12 protein-coding genes are annotated in these 17853 nt (G+C 71.5%); 7 read left to right on the forward strand and 5 right to left on the reverse strand.

Annotated elements, in window-relative coordinates:
* Positions 1 to 232 precede the first annotated feature (232 nt).
* A complete protein-coding gene (locus QOM21_RS20840) occupies positions 233 to 1804 on the forward strand; it encodes an APC family permease (protein ID WP_407552153.1) in 1572 nt (523 codons plus the stop codon).
* Positions 1805 to 2338: 534 nt separating this feature from the next.
* Here the strand turns inward: QOM21_RS20840 and QOM21_RS20845 are convergent.
* Complete coding sequence (locus tag QOM21_RS20845) at positions 2339 to 3856, reverse strand: CehA/McbA family metallohydrolase (RefSeq protein ID WP_407552155.1); 1518 nt, start codon at positions 3854 to 3856, stop codon at positions 2339 to 2341.
* A gap of 531 nt (positions 3857 to 4387) precedes the next feature.
* On the opposite strand from QOM21_RS20845, the gene QOM21_RS20850 reads away from it, so the two are divergent.
* The 5 genes from QOM21_RS20850 to QOM21_RS20870 all read left to right on the forward strand — a co-directional run bounded on the left by QOM21_RS20850 (position 4388) and on the right by QOM21_RS20870 (position 12144).
* Entirely contained in the window at positions 4388 to 5212 is an 825-nt protein-coding gene (locus QOM21_RS20850) for a TIGR03619 family F420-dependent LLM class oxidoreductase (RefSeq protein WP_407552157.1), read from the forward strand.
* A gap of 202 nt (positions 5213 to 5414) precedes the next feature.
* On the forward strand, positions 5415 to 5816 hold the full coding sequence (locus QOM21_RS20855) for a VOC family protein (RefSeq protein ID WP_407552158.1): 402 nt from the start codon (positions 5415 to 5417) through the stop codon (positions 5814 to 5816).
* A gap of 132 nt (positions 5817 to 5948) precedes the next feature.
* The gene (locus tag QOM21_RS20860; RefSeq protein WP_407552160.1) at positions 5949 to 8597 is read left to right on the forward strand and encodes a bifunctional FO biosynthesis protein CofGH; all 2649 of its coding nucleotides are present in this window, start codon (positions 5949 to 5951) and stop codon (positions 8595 to 8597) included.
* Between the two features lie 195 nt (positions 8598 to 8792).
* Positions 8793 to 9812, forward strand: coding sequence for a carbohydrate kinase family protein (locus QOM21_RS20865; protein WP_407552162.1), 1020 nt, complete (start codon positions 8793 to 8795; stop codon positions 9810 to 9812).
* Positions 9813 to 9933: 121 nt separating this feature from the next.
* The gene (locus QOM21_RS20870; RefSeq protein ID WP_407552164.1) at positions 9934 to 12144 is read left to right on the forward strand and encodes an HAD-IIB family hydrolase; all 2211 of its coding nucleotides are present in this window, start codon (positions 9934 to 9936) and stop codon (positions 12142 to 12144) included.
* 77 nt (positions 12145 to 12221) lie between these two features.
* On the opposite strand, the gene QOM21_RS20875 is transcribed toward QOM21_RS20870, so the two are convergent.
* Positions 12222 to 12476 carry a hypothetical protein gene (locus QOM21_RS20875; protein WP_393892596.1) on the reverse strand — a complete coding sequence of 85 codons (255 nt, stop codon included), beginning with the start codon at positions 12474 to 12476 and terminating at the stop codon, positions 12222 to 12224.
* Between the two features lie 82 nt (positions 12477 to 12558).
* Positions 12559 to 13518, reverse strand: a complete 960-nt coding sequence (locus tag QOM21_RS20880) for a D-2-hydroxyacid dehydrogenase family protein (RefSeq protein WP_407552166.1) — start codon at positions 13516 to 13518, stop codon at positions 12559 to 12561.
* Positions 13519 to 13758: 240 nt separating this feature from the next.
* Here QOM21_RS20880 and QOM21_RS20885 point away from each other — a divergent pair, with 240 nt between their 5' ends.
* Positions 13759 to 14880: an ADP-ribosylglycohydrolase family protein gene (locus QOM21_RS20885; protein WP_407552167.1), complete on the forward strand. Its 1122-nt coding sequence runs from the start codon at positions 13759 to 13761 to the stop codon at positions 14878 to 14880.
* A 78-nt stretch (positions 14881 to 14958) separates the two neighbouring features.
* On the opposite strand, the gene QOM21_RS20890 is transcribed toward QOM21_RS20885, so the two are convergent.
* Together QOM21_RS20890 and QOM21_RS20895 are read right to left on the reverse strand one after the other, a co-directional pair.
* Positions 14959 to 16563, reverse strand: coding sequence for a sodium:solute symporter family protein (locus tag QOM21_RS20890; RefSeq protein ID WP_407552169.1), 1605 nt, complete (start codon positions 16561 to 16563; stop codon positions 14959 to 14961).
* A gap of 497 nt (positions 16564 to 17060) precedes the next feature.
* On the reverse strand, positions 17061 to 17846 hold the full coding sequence (locus QOM21_RS20895; protein ID WP_407555739.1) for an SDR family oxidoreductase: 786 nt from the start codon (positions 17844 to 17846) through the stop codon (positions 17061 to 17063).
* Positions 17847 to 17853: the final 7 nt, after the last annotated feature.

The raw sequence follows: 17853 nt of genomic DNA on the forward strand, positions 1-17853 counted from the left end.
CGAGAAGCGGGCCGAAAACCGGATGGGAAAATTTTGAACCGGGACGAAACGGACAGTGCTGCGGTTCTCGCAATGCGGAAAGTTTGCGTCAGGGTGGGTGAGTTGAAGGCGTGAAGCGCGATTCACCTGGTTATTGATAGATCAACTTCGCAAGATTACCTTCATGTTGAAGGTTGTTCTCGCGGAGGATGATCTTCCGCATACGGAAACAGCAGCGCTTAACGTCCTGTTCATGGTTCAGGTAGACCCCCGGCCCCAGACCGGAGACACGGTAACGAGCGTCAGCGACAGTGGCAGCGGCAGCGGCACCCGCAACAAGGGCCTCAGCGGCAACTCCGTCGGCTTGCTCGGCAGCGCGGTCATCGGCGTATCGACCGTCGCCCCCGTCTACTGCCTCACCTCCACCCTCGGCCCCACCGTCGGGGAGGTCGGGCTGCAGATGCCCGCCGTCTTCCTCGCCGGCTTCCTGCCGATGCTGCTCGTCGCCTTCGCCTACCGCGAGCTCAACAAGGCCGTGCCCGACTGCGGCACCTCCTTCACCTGGTCGGTCAAGGCGTTCGGCCCGCGCGTCGGCTGGATGTGCGGCTGGGGCCTGGTGATCGCGACGATCATCGTGCTCTCCAACCTCGCCGGCGTCGCCACCTCGTTCTTCTACCTCCTGCTCGGCGAGCTGACCGGCAGCTCCTCCGTCGCCGCCCTCGACGGCAACAAGCCCGTCCACGTGCTGACCTGCCTGGCCTTCATCGCCGTCGCCACCGCCATCAGCTACCGCGGCATGACCGCCACCAAGGGCGTCCAGTACGCGCTGGTCGGCCTCCAGCTGGCAGTACTCGCGATCTTCGTCGTGATGGCCGTGATCAAGGCTCGCTCCGGCGACTTCGCCGGCTCCCTGGACTTCTCCTGGACCTGGCTCGACCCCTTCGCCGTCCAGTCCTTCTCCGCCTTCACCGCGGGACTGTCGCTCTCGATCTTCATGTTCTGGGGCTGGGACGCCTGCCTGACGGTCAACGAGGAGACCGCCGGCAGCGCGAAGACGCCCGGTCGCGCCGCCCTGCTGGCCATGCTCGTACTGATCGGCTCCTACCTGCTGACCGCCGTCGCCTCACAGATGTTCTCCGGCGTCGGCGACAAGGGCCCCGGGCTCGGCAACCCGGACACCTCGGACAACGTCTTCGCCGCCCTCGCCGACCCCGTGATGGGCACCGTCCTCGGCGTGCTGCTGTTCGTCGCGGTCCTGGCGTCGGCCGCGGCCAGCCTGCAGACCACCTTCATCCCGGTGGCCCGCACCGTCCTGGCGATGAGCGCCTACGAGGCACTGCCCCGGTCCTTCTCCGACATCCACCCGCGATTCCGCTCGCCCGGCCGGGCGACCATCGCCGCGGGCGTGGCCACCGGCGTCTTCTACGCCGTCATGAGCTTCCTCAGCGAGAACGTCCTCATCGACACCATCTACGCGCTGGGCCTCATGATCTGCTTCTACTACGCGATCACCGCTTTCGCCTGCGCCTGGTTCTTCCGCCACTCGCTGCGCGACTCCGCCCGCGACCTGCTGTTCAAGGGCGTCTTCCCGGTCCTCGGCGGCGTCCTGCTGGCGGCCGTCTTCGCCAAGACACTGATCGACATGTGGGACCCCGCCTACGGCTCCGGCAGCGAGGTCTTCGGCGTCGGCTCCGTCTTCGTCATCGGCGTCGGCCTCCTGCTCGTCGGCTTCGTGATCATGCTGGTGATGCAGCGCCGCAGCCCGGCCTTCTTCCGCGGCCAGGTCCTGACCCGCTCAACACCGGCACTGGTGGTTGAGGAGTAGCGAGGAGCAGGGGTGGGGGTGCGGGGGTAGTGCGGGCCCCCGGGGCCCCCTCCCCTCCCCTCCCCCCTCCCCTCCCACCCCCGCCGCCTCGGCCTCTGACCGCCGCCGCCCGTCGCGCGGCGGGGGACGGGCAACCCGCCTCGGCCTCTGCTCGCCGCCGGCAGGCGCCACCGCGGGCGGAGCGCCACGGCGTGCGGACGCCGTACGCGGGTACGCTCCGTCTGCTTGGACGCCGACCGCCCCCGGGCATGCGCCGCCTATCGCGCCGCCGCCCGGCACGCACAGCTCCAGGCACGCGCCACCGCAGGCCCCGTGGCCGCAGGGGGCACTGCCGCGGGCACGGGCCGTCTGCCTCGGGGCACTGATCGCCGGCACTCGCCGCATGTCAGCGCCGCCGCGGGCATGTCCCGTCTGCCGCGGGATCTGACCACCCAGGGCGCGCCCCACCTATCGCGCCGCCTATCGCCCCCGCCGCCCCCCAGATCGCCCCCTCAGACCTCGCCCTCAAACCTCACCCTCGGGCCGTATCCCCGCTCACGTCCCGTCGAGGAAGATCGGGTTGGTCAGTGCTGCCATCGGGCCCGGGAGTGCTGGTGTCGTCGGTGGGTGGCGGACCTCGGCGCGGACGTATGCGGCGTTGTCGGGGGTGGTCTGCCAGCTGACGGCGCCCGTGCCGGAGTCCGGCAGTGGCGCGGTGAACAGGCGGCCCTGGTCCGTGACGAAGGAGGCCGTGCAGCCCGGGGCGCCCCGGACCCGCAGCCGGGCGGTGACCTTCGACGAACGGGAGGCTGCCAGCCGCTCACCGATACCGGCGACCTGGCCGCGCTCACCGATGACCGTGAACTCCACGTCGACCTCGGACGACTCGGCGATCCACACCCGGCCCGCCCGTATGCCCTCCAGCAGTGCGCGCCGGGACAGATCGTCGGCCAGTACGACGGTCTGTGGGAGGCCGATGACGTCCGGGTCGCGGTGGGCATCGCTGTGGCCGACGGCCGGCAGCCAGGCCCCGCGCCCGCGGGTGTGCGCGACGAGGGTGTTGTCCCACTCGGCGAGCGTGACCTCGTCGTCGGGGGTGTAGGGGCCGTTCCACACCTCCACCGCGTCGGCGTCGTTGAGGCCGAACTTCCAGTTGCAGCCGATGCAGGTGGCGTGCGGGTGCGCCGGGATGACCAGGCCGCCGGCCCGCCGGATGGCGCGGGCGTACTTGCCGAAGGCGTTGTCACGGGCCCGATAGCGCCAGTCGATGAAGACGCCAGGGTCGGTGCCCATCGCCACGACGTGGCCGTTGCGGGTGGTGACCTCCTCGCCGATGAGGATCAGCAGGTCATCGCCCCAGAGCCCCTCCCAGGCACGGTGTGAGGACGTGGTGTTGTGCTCGGTCGTGGTGAGGAAATCCAGCCCGGCCGCGCGGGCCAGCGCGGCGATCTGCGCAGGGGTGCGCCTGCCGTCGGAGTGGATGGAGTGCACATGGTTGTCGCCTCGGTACCAGGCGCGGCCCCGCCCCCGGGCGCGCTCGGGCGGGTATTGGGGAGGCGGGGTGTTTCCCGGCGGGCCGTGTCGCAGCGTGACGGTCACGTCGTAGGAGAGTCCCTGCGGGGCGACGGTGTACGGGCCGAGGGCGATATGCCAGGTGCCGGCGTTGACGGGTCCGGGGAGATAGCCCGGGGTGGCGTCGTCGGCGCGCAGGAAGAACTCCGTACGCGCCCCGCCCGACCAGCCGCGGAAGCCCGCCCCGCCGAGGTCCGTGCCGCGTTCGTCGAAGATGCCGATGTCGCATGCGTTGCCCGCGGTGCCCTCCGGGACGGCGGGCTTGTCGTAGGTGTAGGAGACGGCGATCTCGCGGACGCCGCGCGGCACTTCGACCGGGAGGTAGACGAAGTCGGGTGCGCCCGTGGGCAGATGGCCGGTGATCCGGCGGGTCTGCTCGGCCCGGTCGTCCCCGGGCCGGCCGTCTGCGGGTGCCGCGTCGGCGAAGCTCACAGGTCCGAGCGTAAGCGCGCCCGTGGCGCCCGCAACCGCCGAAAGTCTCAGAACGTCCCGTCGTTCCATCCCCGCCCCCTTGCCGTGGCTTCCCCTGGTGTCCCTGCCGGTGTTGCTGTCGCCGTCACTGGTGCCGTGATCGCCGGACGGTGGTGGCGCCCGTGCCCTGCGTGGTGCCTCGGTGCCGCTGCGGCGCCGTGGCGGATCGGGTGGTGATCGAGTGGTGGATCGGTGGTGGCCGACCCAGGTCCTGACCAGCCTCTCGTCCGCGTGGTGCGGCCTGTGGTCGTACGGTTCGCAGCGCCTTTGTGCCCTCGCGCCGACTCCTTCCGCCGCCGCGTCCCGATGTCTCCGTCCCCTCGCGCTTGGCCCGGTCCTGCCGGTTCGTTCGGTCCGACTGGTCCGGCTGGTCCGGCTGGCCCGACCTGCCCGACCTTTCGCGCGGTCCGCCCGGTCCGCCGTGTGACCCTTCGTTTCGCTTCGTTTCGCCGTGTGAAAACTGTTGTACGCGGCTGTGACACGGAGGGAAAGGCCTGTGGATAACCGCCGGTCGGTACGGCAACATTCGGTCCCCCATACGCCTGACGCGGAGGTGCGCCCATGCGGATCGCGACCACGATCTTCCTGACCGACGAGACGATCCGGCCCGACCGGCTCGCCCGCGAGCTGGAGCAGCGCGGCTTCGCCGGCCTCTACCTGCCCGAACACACCCACATCCCGGCGAGCCGCGACACCCCCGCGCCGATGGGTGAGCCGCTGCCCCGCGAATACGGCCGCACGCTCGACCCGTTCATCGCGCTCGGCCAGGCGGCCGCCGTCACCGAGCGGCTCGGCCTGGGCACCGGCATCACCCTCGTCACCCAGCACGACCCGGTCGACCTCGCCAAGCAGGTCGCCACCCTCGACTTCCTCTCCGGCGGCCGCTTCACCCTCGGTGTCGGCTACGGCTGGAACGTCGAGGAGGCCGCCGACCACGGTGTGCAGTGGTCGACGCGGCGTGAGCTGACCCGGGACCGGATGGCGGTGATGCGGGCGCTGTGGGCGGCGGAACCCACCGCCTACAAGGGTGAATTCGCGTCCGTGCAGGCGTCCCTCGCCCACCCCAAGCCCGCACACGGCGCACCGCGCACGCTGCTGGGCGGCGGGGCCGGGCCCAAGCTGTTCGCGCAGATCGCCGAGTACGCGGACGGCTGGCTGCCGATCGGCGGGCGGGGACTGGCCGAGACCGTGCCGGTGCTGCGGCAGGCGTGGCGGGACGCGGGGCGCAGCGGCGAGCCGGTGGTCGTGCCGTACGCGGTGCGCCCGTCGGCCGGGAAGCTCGCGCACTACCGCGACCTGGGTGTGTCGGAGGTGGTGCTGCAACTTCCGCCGGCCGGTGAGGCGGAGGTGCTGCGCACACTGGACGACTTCGCGCAGTACCTGTGACCGGCGGGACGGGACGGCCGCTGCCCGGCCGAGGCAGGGTGGCCGTTTCGGCCAAGTGACCGGCGCGGCGTAGGACGGCTGCCTAGGACCATCGGCGTACGGGCAGCGGGGCGGGTCGGTTCGGAAGACCGATCCACCCCGGCGCCGGGCCGCCCTAGCGTCGAAGGGGACAGCCCAGACCGACGGTCCCAGGAGAATCCCCATGCCCTCGCTCGACCACACGATCGTGCACAGCACCGACCGCTTCGCCTCCGCCCGGTTCATGGCCGGGCTGCTGGACGCCCCCGAGCCCAAGGCGTTCGGCCCGTTCGCGGTGCTGAAGCTGGACAACGGCGTGGCGCTCGACTACGCGGAGCACGTCACCGAAGGGCAGCGATTCGTGCCCACGCACTACGCCTTCCTGGTCACGGAGGACGAGTTCGACGCGATTCTGGGCCGCATACAGGCCCAGGACCTGCCCTACTGGGCCGGCCCGCGCCACCACCAGCCGCAGACCGTCAACCGCCTGGACGGCGGTCGAGGCGTCTACATCGACGACCCCGACGGCCACAGCATGGAGTTCTTGACCCGCACCTACTCCGACGAACTGCTGGCCGGCTTCTAGCGTGTGCGCCGCCGCTGCCCGGGAAGTGCCCGTCCACGGCGCGGAGGGAACCTCCGTATGACGTGACCAGTGGCACACCACGCCGTCGGTTTTCACGGCGGCGCTGTCGGCGGGCGCTCGTATGCTCGGAGGATGACTTCCAGCGCGCAGGGACCTGACCAGGGATCCGACCGAGGCATCAACCGGCAGACCACCCCGGCCGCCGACTGTCCCGTGCCGCCGACGGCGAATTCGATGCGCCGTGCGCTCAAGCGCGCCCGCGACGGCGTGGCGCTGGACGTCGGCGAAGCCGCGGTGCTGCTCCAGGCCCGCGGCGACGACCTCGCGGACCTGTGCGCCTCCGCCGCCCGGGTGCGGGACGCCGGCCTGGAGGCCGCGGGCCGCCCCGGCGTCATCACCTACTCCCGGGGGGTCTTCATCCCCCTCACCCGCCTCTGCCGCGACAAGTGCCACTACTGCACCTTCGTCACCGTCCCCGGCAAGCTGCGGCGCGACGGACACGGCATGTTCCTCTCGCCCGACGAGGTCCTCGACATCGCGCGGCGGGGCGCCGAAATGGGCTGCAAGGAAGCCCTCTTCACCCTCGGCGACAAGCCGGAGGACCGCTGGCCCGAGGCCCGCGAGTGGCTGGAGGCCCACGGCTACGACGACACCCTCTCCTACGTCCGCGCCATGGCCATCCGCGTCCTGGAGGAGACCGGGCTGCTGCCCCACCTCAACCCCGGGGTGCTGTCCTGGACGGACTTCCAGCGCCTCAAGCCCGTCGCCCCCTCCCTGGGCATGATGCTGGAGACGACCGCCGAGCGGCTGTGGAGCGAGCCCGGCGGCCCGCACCACGGCTCGCCCGACAAGGAGCCCGCCGTCCGCCTGCGCGTCCTGGAGGACGCCGGGCGCTCCAACGTCCCCTTCACCACCGGACTCCTGATCGGCATCGGCGAGAACTACGAGGAGCGTGCCGAGTCCCTCTTCGCCCTGCGCCGCGTCCAGCGGGCCTACCACGGCATCCAGGAACTCATCATGCAGAACTTCCGCGCCAAGCCGGACACGGCCATGCGCGGAATGCCGGACGCCGAGCTGGAGGAACTCGCCGCGACGATCGCCGTCGCGCGGCACGTCATGGGCCCCTCGACCCGCATCCAGGCGCCGCCCAACCTGGTCGACGGGGAGTACGCGATGCTCATCGGCGCCGGCATCGACGACTGGGGCGGGGTCTCCCCGCTGACCCGCGACCACGTCAACCCCGAGCGCCCCTGGCCGCAGATCGACGACCTGGCCGCGCACACCGCCGCGGTCGGCTTCGAACTGCGTGAACGGCTGCCCATCTACCCCGAGTTCATCAAGCGCGGCGAACCCTGGCTCGACCCCCGGCTGCTGCCGCACGTCCGCGCCCTGGTCGACCCGGAGACCGGGCTGGCCCGCGAGGACGCCGTCGTCGAGGGCCACCCCTGGCAGGAGCCCGACGAGGGCTTCTCGATGAGCGCGTCGGGCCGCACGGACCTGCACCACACCATCGACACCGAAGGCCGCACCGCCGACCGCCGCGACGACTTCGACGAGGTCTACGGCGACTGGGAGGCACTGCGCGAGGCAGCCGCCCCCGGGATGGCGCCCTCCCGCCTCGACGCCGACGTACGGCAGGCGCTGGCGCAGGCCGCCGAGGACCCCACCAAGCTCTCCGACGCCGAAGCGCTGGCACTGCTGCACGCCGACGGCCCCGCCCTGGACGCCCTCTGCAAGATCGCCGACGATCTGCGGCGCGCCACCGTCGGCGATGACGTCACCTACATCGTCACCAGGAACATCAACTTCACCAACGTCTGCTACACCGGCTGCCGTTTCTGCGCCTTCGCCCAGCGCCGCACCGACGCCGACGCCTACACCCTGTCCCTCTCCCAGGTCGCCGACCGCGCCCAGCAGGCGTGGGACGTGGGCGCGGTGGAGGTCTGCATGCAGGGCGGCATCCACCCCGATCTGCCCGGTACGGCCTATTTCGACATCGCCCGCGCCGTCAAGGAACGCGTCCCCGGCATGCATGTGCACGCCTTCTCGCCGATGGAGGTCGTCAACGGCGCGACCCGCACGGGGATGTCCATCCGGGAGTGGCTGACCGCCGCCAAGGAGGCCGGACTCGACACCATCCCCGGCACGGCCGCCGAGATCCTCGACGACGAGGTCCGCTGGATCCTCACCAAGGGCAAGCTGCCGACCGCCACCTGGGTCGAGGTCGTCAAGACCGCCCATGAGCTGGGCATCCGTTCGTCCTCGACGATGATGTACGGCCATGTCGACCAGCCCCGCCACTGGCTCGGCCACCTGCGGCTGCTGGCGCAGGTGCAGCAGGAGACCGGCGGCTTCACGGAGTTCGTCACCCTCCCCTTCATCCACACCAACGCCCCCGTCTACCTCGCGGGCATCGCCCGTCCCGGCCCCACCACCCGCGACAACCGGGCGGTGACGGCCATGGCCCGGGTGCTGCTGCATCCGCACATCACCAACATCCAGACCAGCTGGGTCAAGCTCGGTACGGAGGGCGCGGCCGAGATGCTCCGCTCGGGCGCCAACGACCTCGGCGGCACCCTGATGGAGGAGACCATCTCCCGGATGGCCGGGTCGAGTTACGGCTCCTACCGCTCCATCCAGGACCTCGTCGCCATCGCCGACGCCGCGGGCCGCCCGGCCCGCGCCCGTACGACGACGTACGGCCCGGTCAGCGACGAACGGCAGTCCGCCGCGCTCGCCTCGGACGGCCACCTGCCCGAGCTGCTGCCCGTGTTGGACTAGCCGGCCCGCCGTTCGGCCGGCCGACGCGCAGGCCGGCCCGTTATCGCCCGTCCGCTGCGTACGCGTGTCGTACGAGCGGGCAGGGCGGTCGCGTCGGGCGCCGCGAGGAGCCGGTCCAGGACTCAACGACTTCCCTTTCGGCCATGTCTGCCGCTCGCTGGTTTTGTTCACCGGGCTGCTGCCTACATTTCCGCTATGACTGACGGGCCATGCGCGTCCCCTGCGTCTGCGGGGGCACCCGGTGCCGGGCCGACGGCCGGACGGCACCCCGAGGCACCGGCCGCACCGGCCGCGCCGGTGGAGGCGACCGGGCCCGGACCCGTCCTGGTGGCCGGGGCGTACTCGGTCGATCTGGTCTTCCGTGAGCCCGCAGGCCCGGTCGCCTACGGGACCGAGGTGTGGGCCAAGGGCTTCGGCATGGTGCCCGGAGGGGCGTTCACCCTCGCCATGGGGCTGCGGCGACTGGGGCACGACGTCGTGTGGGCCGCCGACTTCGGCGATGACGTCTTCAGCAAGCACGTCCTCGCGACCGCCCGGGACGAGCATCTCGACGAGCGCGGCTTCCGGCACCACGCGCGCCCCGTACGCAACATCACCGTCGCGTTGTCCCACCCCGGGGACCGCGCCATGGTCAGTTACGAGGACCCGGTGCCGTCCCGCCCCCTCGCGGAGCTGATCGCGACTCACCGGCCCGCGGCACTGATGCTGCCGTATCTCCAGTACGGCCCCGAGGTGTCCGAGGCCCTGGACGTCGCCGCGCGGACGGGCACCAAGGTCCTCATGGACTGCCAGGACCGCCCCGGCAGCATCGGCATGCCCGAGGTGCGGAAGGCGCTCGGACAGGTGGACGTGTTCGCTCCCAACGCCGCCGAGGCGCTGCGTGTCACCGGGGCGCGCACCGTCGACGAGGCGCTGGAAGTGCTGGCCGACCTGGTGCCCACGGTCGTCATCAAGCGGGACCGGGAGGGCGCCGTCGCCGTCGGGAACGGCGAACGCGCCGCCCTGCAGGCGCCACCGGTCGAGGTGGTCGACACCACCGGCGCCGGCGACTGCTTCAACGTGGGCTTCCTGCACCGCCGTCTCGCGGGCGGCACGCTCGCCGCATGCCTCGCCGCCGGAGTCGCCTGCGGAACGGCGTCCGTCACCGCCGCGGGATCGAGCGCCGCACCGGACACCGCCGGCCTGCGGCGCTGGCTCGCCCGCGTCACGTCCTGACGCCGCGCACCCGGACCCCGGCCGGAGCCAACTGCCCCTCGGCCTGGGGATGTCCGCTCGCGAGACCGCACAGCGCCACCTGTTCCGACACCGACACCCATTCGACGACAACGGGGGAAGCATGGCGTGGATACCTGGCGATCAGACGGGGCCGAAGCCGGCGCCGCCCCTCCCGGACGCGAACCCGAAGGTGCTGGTGACCGACCTGGACGGCACGCTCCTCGGCGGCGACGACACGGACCGCCGGCGGCTGCGTGCGGCCCTGGAACGGCACCCCGAGGTGACCGTTGTCTTCGCGACCGGCCGCGGACTGCCCTCCGTCGAGCGCATCCTCCGCGACGACCCGCTCGTCCCCCGGCCCCGGTGGATCATCGCCGACGTCGGCGCGAGCGTCATCGACGGCGTCGGAATGAGCCGGGTGGACCTCCTGGAGAGCCGCCTGCGGCTGGGCTGGCCGGGGCGGCGCCGCGTGCGCTCCGCTCTCGCCGCCTTCACCGAACTCGTCCACCAGGACGCGGTGGCGCAGGACGGCCGCTGCTCCTTCTACCTCCGCCCCGAACAGCTCTCCCCGCAGCTCACCGACGCGGTGCGGGAGCTGGGCTGCGGCTGGACGTACTCCGCGGACCGCTACTTCGACGTCCTGCCGGCCGCGGCGAGCAAGGGCAACGCCCTGGCCCTGCTGGCCCGTAAGCACCAATGGCCCATGGAATCCCTGCTGGTGGCAGGCGACTCCCTCAACGACCTCTCCCTCTTCCTGCTCGGCGCCCACGGTGTCCTCATGGGGAACGCCGAGCCCGCCCTGGGCGAGCGGATTCCGCACGGCGCCACCGTCCACCGGCCCGACCTCCGGGGAGCTGCGGCGATCCTGTCCGCCCTGGAGAACCTCGGCTGGGTGGAGCGCACCGCGGCCGTCGTTGTCGGCTACCACCGCCCACCGGTACGCCGGGCCGACGGGGGCTGGCGCCCGCCACTGAGCCCGAACGGCATCCTGCCCACCTTGCGCAGCCTGTTCGCCACCACCGACATGGACGCCGTCTGGGCCACCTCGCTCGTCGGCGGCGAGGCGCCCCACGACGGGGCGCCGCAAGGTGATGCGCCCCACGGTGAACCGCCCCACGACGAATCGCACGGGCGCGTGTCACTCCACGCCGCAGCACTCCACGCCGCAGCACTCCGCTCCGCAGCACGGGAGACCGGCCTCCCGCTGGCCCTCCTGCCCGTGACATCCGCCCAGTGGACGGGCTACTTCCACCGGGCGTGCAAGGAGACGCTGTGGCCCGTCCTGATGTCGCAACCGGAGCGGATGCGCCACGACCCCGCGGCCTGGACGCAGTACGAGACGATGAACAACCGTTTCGCCGACCACATCAGCGCCCACGCGGCCCGCGACGCCACGGTCTGGCTGCACGACTACAACCTCTGGCTCGTCCCCGGACTGCTGCGCGCGACACGGCCCGACCTGCGCCTCGGACTGTTCCACCACACCCCCTTCCCGCCACCGGAAACCTTCGCCCGCATCCCCGAAGCCGCCCGGATCCGCGACTCCCTCGCCTGCCTGGACTGGGCCGGATTCCACACCGCGGTCTTCGCCGACCACTTCCGGCGGACCCTCGCCGACGGCCCCCGCACGCCGCGTACCGGCATCCACCCCCTGGGCATCGACCGCCCCATGGTCGAGTCGCTCGCCCGGTCCCGCGCCCCGCAACCCCGCCCCCGCGACGCGGCCGCCCTAATCCTCTCCGTGGAGCGCCTGGACTACGCCAAGGCCCCGCTCCAGAAGATCCAGGCCCTGTCCACCCTGCTCGCCGAACGGCCGGAACTGCGCGGACGGTTACGCTTCCGCCTCGTCTGCCCGCCCCCCGAACCGGGCATCCGCGCCTACGCGACCACCCGCGAAGCCCTGGAACGCGACATCACCGCCCTCAACGACGCCTGGCGCACCGACAGCTGGCAGCCCGTCGACTACATCCCCCGGGCCCTGCCGTTCGCCGAGGTCGTCGACCACTACCTGGCGGCCGACGTCCTCTGGGTGACCTCGCTCGAGGACGGCATGAACCTCACGGCCAAGGAATTCATCGCCGCACAAGCGGCCACCGGCCGGTCCGGAGTGCTCGTCCTGTCCCGCTCCACCGGAGCGGCCTCCCAACTCGCCCCCACCGCGCTGCTCACCGACCCGCGCTCACCCAGGGACCTCGTCGACACCCTGCACCGCGCCCTCACCATGCCGCCCGGGCAGCGCCGCACCCATATGACCCGTCTCGCCGGGCTCCTCGACGACCCGAGCCCTGCCGCGTGGGCGCACCGGATCATCACCGCCATTCGGCAGGCGTGAGCCGCCGCCGGTGACGGGAGCGCGCCATGCCCCGGCCCGCGGGGCCGGTGATGGTGGCCCTCTCCCGAGGAGGGGCGTCATTCCCCCTCGTACTCCGCCTCGTGCTGCAGGATGCACTGCTGCCATTGCGACAGTGCCTCCTCGCGGTCGCCTCCACTGTCCTGGGCGGCGGCGATCAGCGCGTCGGCGGCCATGGCGGCCAGCCGTACGGCGATATGGCAGACGTCGCGCTGCGGGAGCGGCCGGAGGAGTTCCACCGCGCCGTCGCTGTCGCCGGAGAGCGCGGAGGCGACGACGGCCATGGTGGTGCGGTCCCACTCGTACTCGGACATGGAGGGAGCATGCCCATCCGGCGCCGCCGCCAGTATCGAACTTGCGAGCGGCGCGAGCGGCGGGCGCGGACCTCCTCGGCCCCTATCCCAGGCGTCGTACCGGCGTGCCCGCGAGGTAGGCGGTGATGTTCTCGACGGCCTCGGAGAAGTACCCCTCGTAGTTGCGGCGGGTGACGTAACCCAGGTGCGGGAGGGCGAGGACGTTGGGGAGGGTGCGCAGCGGGTCGTCCTCCGGCAGCGGCTCATGGTCGAAGACGTCCAGACCGGCGCCGGCGATCCAGTGCTCGCGCAGCGCGCGGAGCAGCGCGGCCCGGTCGACGATGCCGGCCCGGGAGGTGTTGACGAGGTAGCTCGTGGGCCGCATCCGGCGCAGTTCGTCGGCGCCCAGCAGGCCCCGGGTGCGGTCGCTCAGGACCAGGTGCACGGTGACGAAGTCGCTGGTTTCGAGGAGTTCTTCCTTGTCGGCGGTGGCGCGTACGCCCGACTCCGCGGCGCGCTCCGCGGTCAGGTTCTGGCTCCAGGCCGCGACGTCCATGCCGAAGGCCTGGCCGATCCGGGCGACGCGGGTGCCGATCCTGCCCAGGCCGAGCAGCCCGAGCCGCCGGCCGTGCAGATCGGCGCCGAGGGTGCTCTGCCAGGGGCCGTTCCCGCGCATCGCGGCGCTCTCGGTGGCGACGTTGCGCGCGAGGCCGAGGAGCAGCGCCCAGGTCAGTTCGACGGGCGGTTCGATGTTGCTGGCCGTGCCGCAGACGGTGACCCCGAGCCGGGCGGCGGCTTCCAGGTCGATGGAGGCGTTGCGCATGCCGGAGGTGATCAGGAGCCGGAGGCGGGGCAGCCGGTCGAGGAGGGTTGCGGGGAAGGGGGTGCGCTCGCGCATCGCGACGACGATCTCGCAGTCGCCGATCGCGTCGACCACCTCGTCCTCGGAGCGGAACGGCTGCCGCAGGGTACGGACGTCCACGGCACCGGCGAGGGGCGACCAGTCGGCCATCGAGAGGGCGACGTCCTGATAGTCGTCGAGCACGGCGCAGCGCGGAGTCATGCGGGTTTCTCCTGATGCGGTAGGGAGCTAGGGGAGGGGCTGATGGTTCGGGTGGGGCGGCAGGGGCGTACCGGTCGTGGCCTGGGACGTTCGATTGGGGCCGTACCGGTCATAAGCCTCCTCGCGGATGACTGTTCACAATACGATCCTGGCCTCAAATTGATCATTCTTGGTCGATTACAGTGCTGCGCCAGGGGGTCCGCAAGGCCCCGGGACGTTGTGAGCTTCAGGAGGGGCGCAGTGAGCGCAGCGGCAGGCAACACCGCTATCTGGGGCCGCGCCGAACAGCAGGACTTCCGCAGCCGGGTCCGCGGCTGTCTGCTCGGCGGTGCCATCGGCGACGCGCTCGGTGCCGGTATCGAATTCGACTCGCTCGACGCGATCCGCAAGGCGCACGGCCAGGAAGGCGTGACCGACTTCGTATCCGCCTACGGGCGGCGCGGAGCGGTCACCGACGACACCCAGATGACCCTCTTCACGGTGGACGGGCTGATCCGCGCCCAGGTGCGCCGGGACACCGGAGCCTGGCACCCGCCCACCGACGTGCACCGCGCCTATCTGCGGTGGGCCGTCACCCAGCGCGACTGGGGCCCCGACGAGCGCAAGACGGACGACGGCTGGCTCGCCCGCGAGGAGTGGCTGTACTCCCGGCGGGCGCCCGGCAGGGCTTGTCTGAGCGGTCTGGGCGACGAGGTGATGGGCACTCTGGACAAGCCCAAGAACCCGGACTCCAAGGGCTGCGGCGCCGTCATGCGCTCCGCGCCGTTCGGGCTGCTGGTCGGCTGGGAGCCGCAGCTGGTCTTCCAGCTCGCCGTCGAGTGCGCGGCCCAGACCCACGGCCACCCCACCGGCTATCTCGCGGCCGGTGCCTTCGCCGTCATCAGCCATTCGCTGGCACGCGGCGAGGACCTCGACGGCGCCGTGCAGAAGGCGTTGGTGCATCTGGGCACCCGCCCGGGCCACGAGGAGACCACCGACGCCCTCAAGCGCGCGCTCGGCGCCGTACGGCAGGGCATGCCGACACCGGCCCGGGTGGAGTCGCTGGGGCAGGGCTGGACGGCGGAAGAGGCGCTGAGCATCGGCGTGTACTGCGCACTGGTGGCCGAGGACGTCCGGCACGGGCTGCTGCTCGCCGTCAACCACGGCGGCGACAGCGACTCGACCGGAGCCATCTGCGGCAACCTCCTCGGCACGCTGCACGGTGAGACGGCGCTGCCGCCCGTGTGGCTGGTCGAGCTGGAGGGCCGGGACACGATGCTCCAGCTCGCCGACGACTTCGCCATGGAGATGACACAGGGCCCCGCACTCCACGGCCCCGCCGGCTCGGCCCCTGGCTGGCTCGCCCGCTACCCACGGGCATGACGTCCCCCGGACCGGGCGCGCCGCCGCACACGCCCGGCCCGAGCAGGAACCCGCCGAGTCGGGGGCCCCGTACGGGACTCAGTGGGGCTTCGGCGTCCCGCCCGTCGCGTCTCCCGCGACGCCACCGGGGACGGCATCCCGCTCCGCCCCGTCCTCCTGCTCCGGGATCCGCAGCTCGGCCGCGGAACCGTCGTCGTCCTCCCCGGAGTTGATCCGCGCCAGCAGCGCGTCACGCTCCGGCGTCGCCTCGGGCCTGAGGAGGCCGATGAGGATGAACAGCACCAGTGAGGTCGCGACCGGCGACACGATCTGGATCTGGAGCTGCACCTCGCTCAGCCCGTAGTTGGTCAGCCAGAAGGCGAACAGCCCGGCCGCCCAGGACGTCAGGGCCGCCGTCGGACCACTCTTGCGGAACGTCGGCAGCATGCCGAGCAGGAACGGGATGGAGATCGGCCCGACCAGCCCGGCCACCCACTTGATGACGACGGTGATGATGTCCTTGAAGGTGGGGGAGTTGACCTGCGTCGCGATCGCCATCGACAGCGCCAGGAAGGAGACCGTCGACAGCCGCGCGGCCAGCAGCCCCGCCCGGTGCGACCAGTTGCGCGCCCGCTCGCCCAGCTTCGGCAGCGCCGGGGCGATATCGCGGGTGAAGACCGCCGAGATGGCGTTGGCGTCCGAGGAGCACATGGCCATCGTGTGCGAGAAGAAACCGACGATGACCAGCCCGAGCAGGCCGTGCGGCAGCAGGTGCTCGGTCAGCAGTGCGTACGAGTCCGAGGCGTCCGGCTTCTGCGCCTTGACCAGCAGCGGCGCGACCCACATCGGGAAGAAGAGGACCAGCGGCCAGATGAACCACAGCGCCGCCGACAGCCGCGCCGAACGCCTGGCCTGCCGGGCGTTGCGGGTGGCCATGTAGCGCTGGGCCTGGTTCCACATGCCGCCGCTGTACTCGAACGTCTTGATGAAGAGATAGGCGAGCAGGAACGTCACGGTGTACGGGCCGACGGTCGGCTGGGTGTGGGTGTCCGGCAGCTTGTCCCACACGGTCCACAGCGAGCTGAAGCCGCCGAGTTCGCCCATGACCGTGACCAGCATGGCGACACCGGCCAGCAACTGGATGACGAACTGCCCGAGTTCGGTGAGGGCATCCGCCCAGAGCCCGCCGACGGTGCAGTAGATGCCGGTGATCACGCCGGTGATGAGGATGCCCTGGTTGAGGGACATGCCGGTGAAGACGGACAACAGGGTCGCGATGGCGGCCCACTTGGCCCCCACGTCCACGATCTTGAGCAGCACGCCCGACCAGGCGAGGGCCTGCTGCGTCGGGAGGTTGTAGCGGTTCTTGAGGTACTCCAGCGGCGAGGCGACACCGAGCCGCGAGCGCAGCCGGTTCAGCCGCCCGGCGAACAGCTGGGCGCCGATGGCGATGCCGACGGCGATGGGGAAGGACCAGGTGACATAAGAGGTGACACCGTATTGGTAGGCGATGCCGGCGTAACCGGTGAACATCACCGCGCTGTAGCCGGACATGTGGTGGGAGATGCCGGACAGCCACCACGGCATCTTCCCGCCCGCGGTGAAGAAGTCGCTGACGTCGTCCACGCGTTTGTGCGACCACACGCCGATGGCGATCATCACGCCGAAGTAGCCGATGAGCACGGCCCAGTCGAGACTGTTCATGCCCCCTCCAGGGGTCCGCCTTGTGAACGAGGAATCACTTCGCCGTGACGTCCTGTGGGGCGGTTCCCCGTGCGGGAGCGGGGACTTCGGGGATTGAACCGTCGAACGAGCGGTCCGGTCAAGGGCAGTTGTGGTCACGGATATGAACCGGGATCAGCAAAGCGAACGATTTTGCCGTCTCTTGACCTTCCCGGCCGTTGTCCCGCGCGGGACGCCGAACACACGATGAGCGGACACTTCGCCGGGCGCCATTGCCCGTCCACACGGAACCCATCGACCGAACGGAACCCACCGACCGAACGAAATTCACCGGCCCGCGAGATCCGCCGATCGCACGGAACCCACTCGCGTCGACAGCACCAGGCGAGGCGCCGGACGGCGTCTCCGCGCGGGAGCGGGATCCCGGGCGGACGACAGGGCGACGGCAGCTCGCTACCGCGGAGGAACGTCGTGTGCCCGGCCCGGAACGGCCGGAAGCGCCGGAGAGGAGGCGCCGGCTAGCGCATCAGCTCGCCCGCGTTGACCAGCAGCGACTGGCCGGTGATCGCGCGCGCCCGGTCGGACGCCAGGAAGACGGCGCTCTCGGCGACATCGGCGTCCGTCGCCAGTTCCGGCAGGGCCATCCGTTCGGTGAGCCGGCCCAGCACCTCGGACTCCGGAACGCCTTCGTTGTGCGCCGCGAACCGCACGTAGGACTCGACCGGCGGGCCCCACATCCACCCCGGCTGCACGGTGTTGACGCGTATCCGGCTCGGCCCCAGCTCGCGCGCCAGGGAGTACATCGCCGACACCAGCCCGCCCTTGGACGCGGCGTACGCGGCCTGCTGCACCTGGGAGGGCGCGGCGAGTGACGACTGGGTGCCGATCATCACCACCGATCCGCCGCCGCGCGCCGTGAGGGCGGGCAGGCAGGCGCGGGTCATCCGCAGGGTGCCGAAGAGATTGACGTCCGCGACCTCGTGCCAGGCGTCGAAGTCGGCGTCGCGCAGGCCGCCGAAGAGGGAGTCCAGCGCGGCCACATGGATCACCGCGTCGACCCCGCCGAACCGCTCCACGGCCAGTGAGGCGAGCGCCTCGCACTGGGACTCGTCGCGGATATCGGTCACCCGCCAGGCCGTGTGTTCGCCCGAAGGGTCGATCCGGGAAGCCGACTTGGCGAGGTTGTCCGCGGTGCGGGCGCCCAGGACCACGTCCGCCCCGTCCCGCACACAGGCCGCCGCGACCTGGTGCCCGAGCCCCGCTCCGACGCCCGAGACGACGACCGTCTTGTTCCGCAGCAGCATGTGCGCC

Source organism: Streptomyces sp. Pv4-95, from assembly GCF_045782725.1.
Lineage (GTDB): Bacteria > Actinomycetota > Actinomycetes > Streptomycetales > Streptomycetaceae > Streptomyces.

Coding starts and splice junctions, on each gene's coding strand:
- QOM21_RS20840 (WP_407552153.1), top strand. CDS start 233: ATGGTTCAGGTAGACCCCCGGCCCCAGACCGGAGACACGGTAACGAGC.
- QOM21_RS20845 (WP_407552155.1), bottom strand. CDS start 3,856: ATGGAACGACGGGACGTTCTGAGACTTTCGGCGGTTGCGGGCGCCACG.
- QOM21_RS20850 (WP_407552157.1), top strand. CDS start 4,388: ATGCGGATCGCGACCACGATCTTCCTGACCGACGAGACGATCCGGCCC.
- QOM21_RS20855 (WP_407552158.1), top strand. CDS start 5,415: ATGCCCTCGCTCGACCACACGATCGTGCACAGCACCGACCGCTTCGCC.
- QOM21_RS20860 (WP_407552160.1), top strand. CDS start 5,949: ATGACTTCCAGCGCGCAGGGACCTGACCAGGGATCCGACCGAGGCATC.
- QOM21_RS20865 (WP_407552162.1), top strand. CDS start 8,793: ATGACTGACGGGCCATGCGCGTCCCCTGCGTCTGCGGGGGCACCCGGT.
- QOM21_RS20870 (WP_407552164.1), top strand. CDS start 9,934: ATGGCGTGGATACCTGGCGATCAGACGGGGCCGAAGCCGGCGCCGCCC.
- QOM21_RS20875 (WP_393892596.1), bottom strand. CDS start 12,476: ATGTCCGAGTACGAGTGGGACCGCACCACCATGGCCGTCGTCGCCTCC.
- QOM21_RS20880 (WP_407552166.1), bottom strand. CDS start 13,518: ATGACTCCGCGCTGCGCCGTGCTCGACGACTATCAGGACGTCGCCCTC.
- QOM21_RS20890 (WP_407552169.1), bottom strand. CDS start 16,563: ATGAACAGTCTCGACTGGGCCGTGCTCATCGGCTACTTCGGCGTGATG.
- QOM21_RS20895 (WP_407555739.1), bottom strand. CDS start 17,846: ATGCTGCTGCGGAACAAGACGGTCGTCGTCTCGGGCGTCGGAGCGGGG.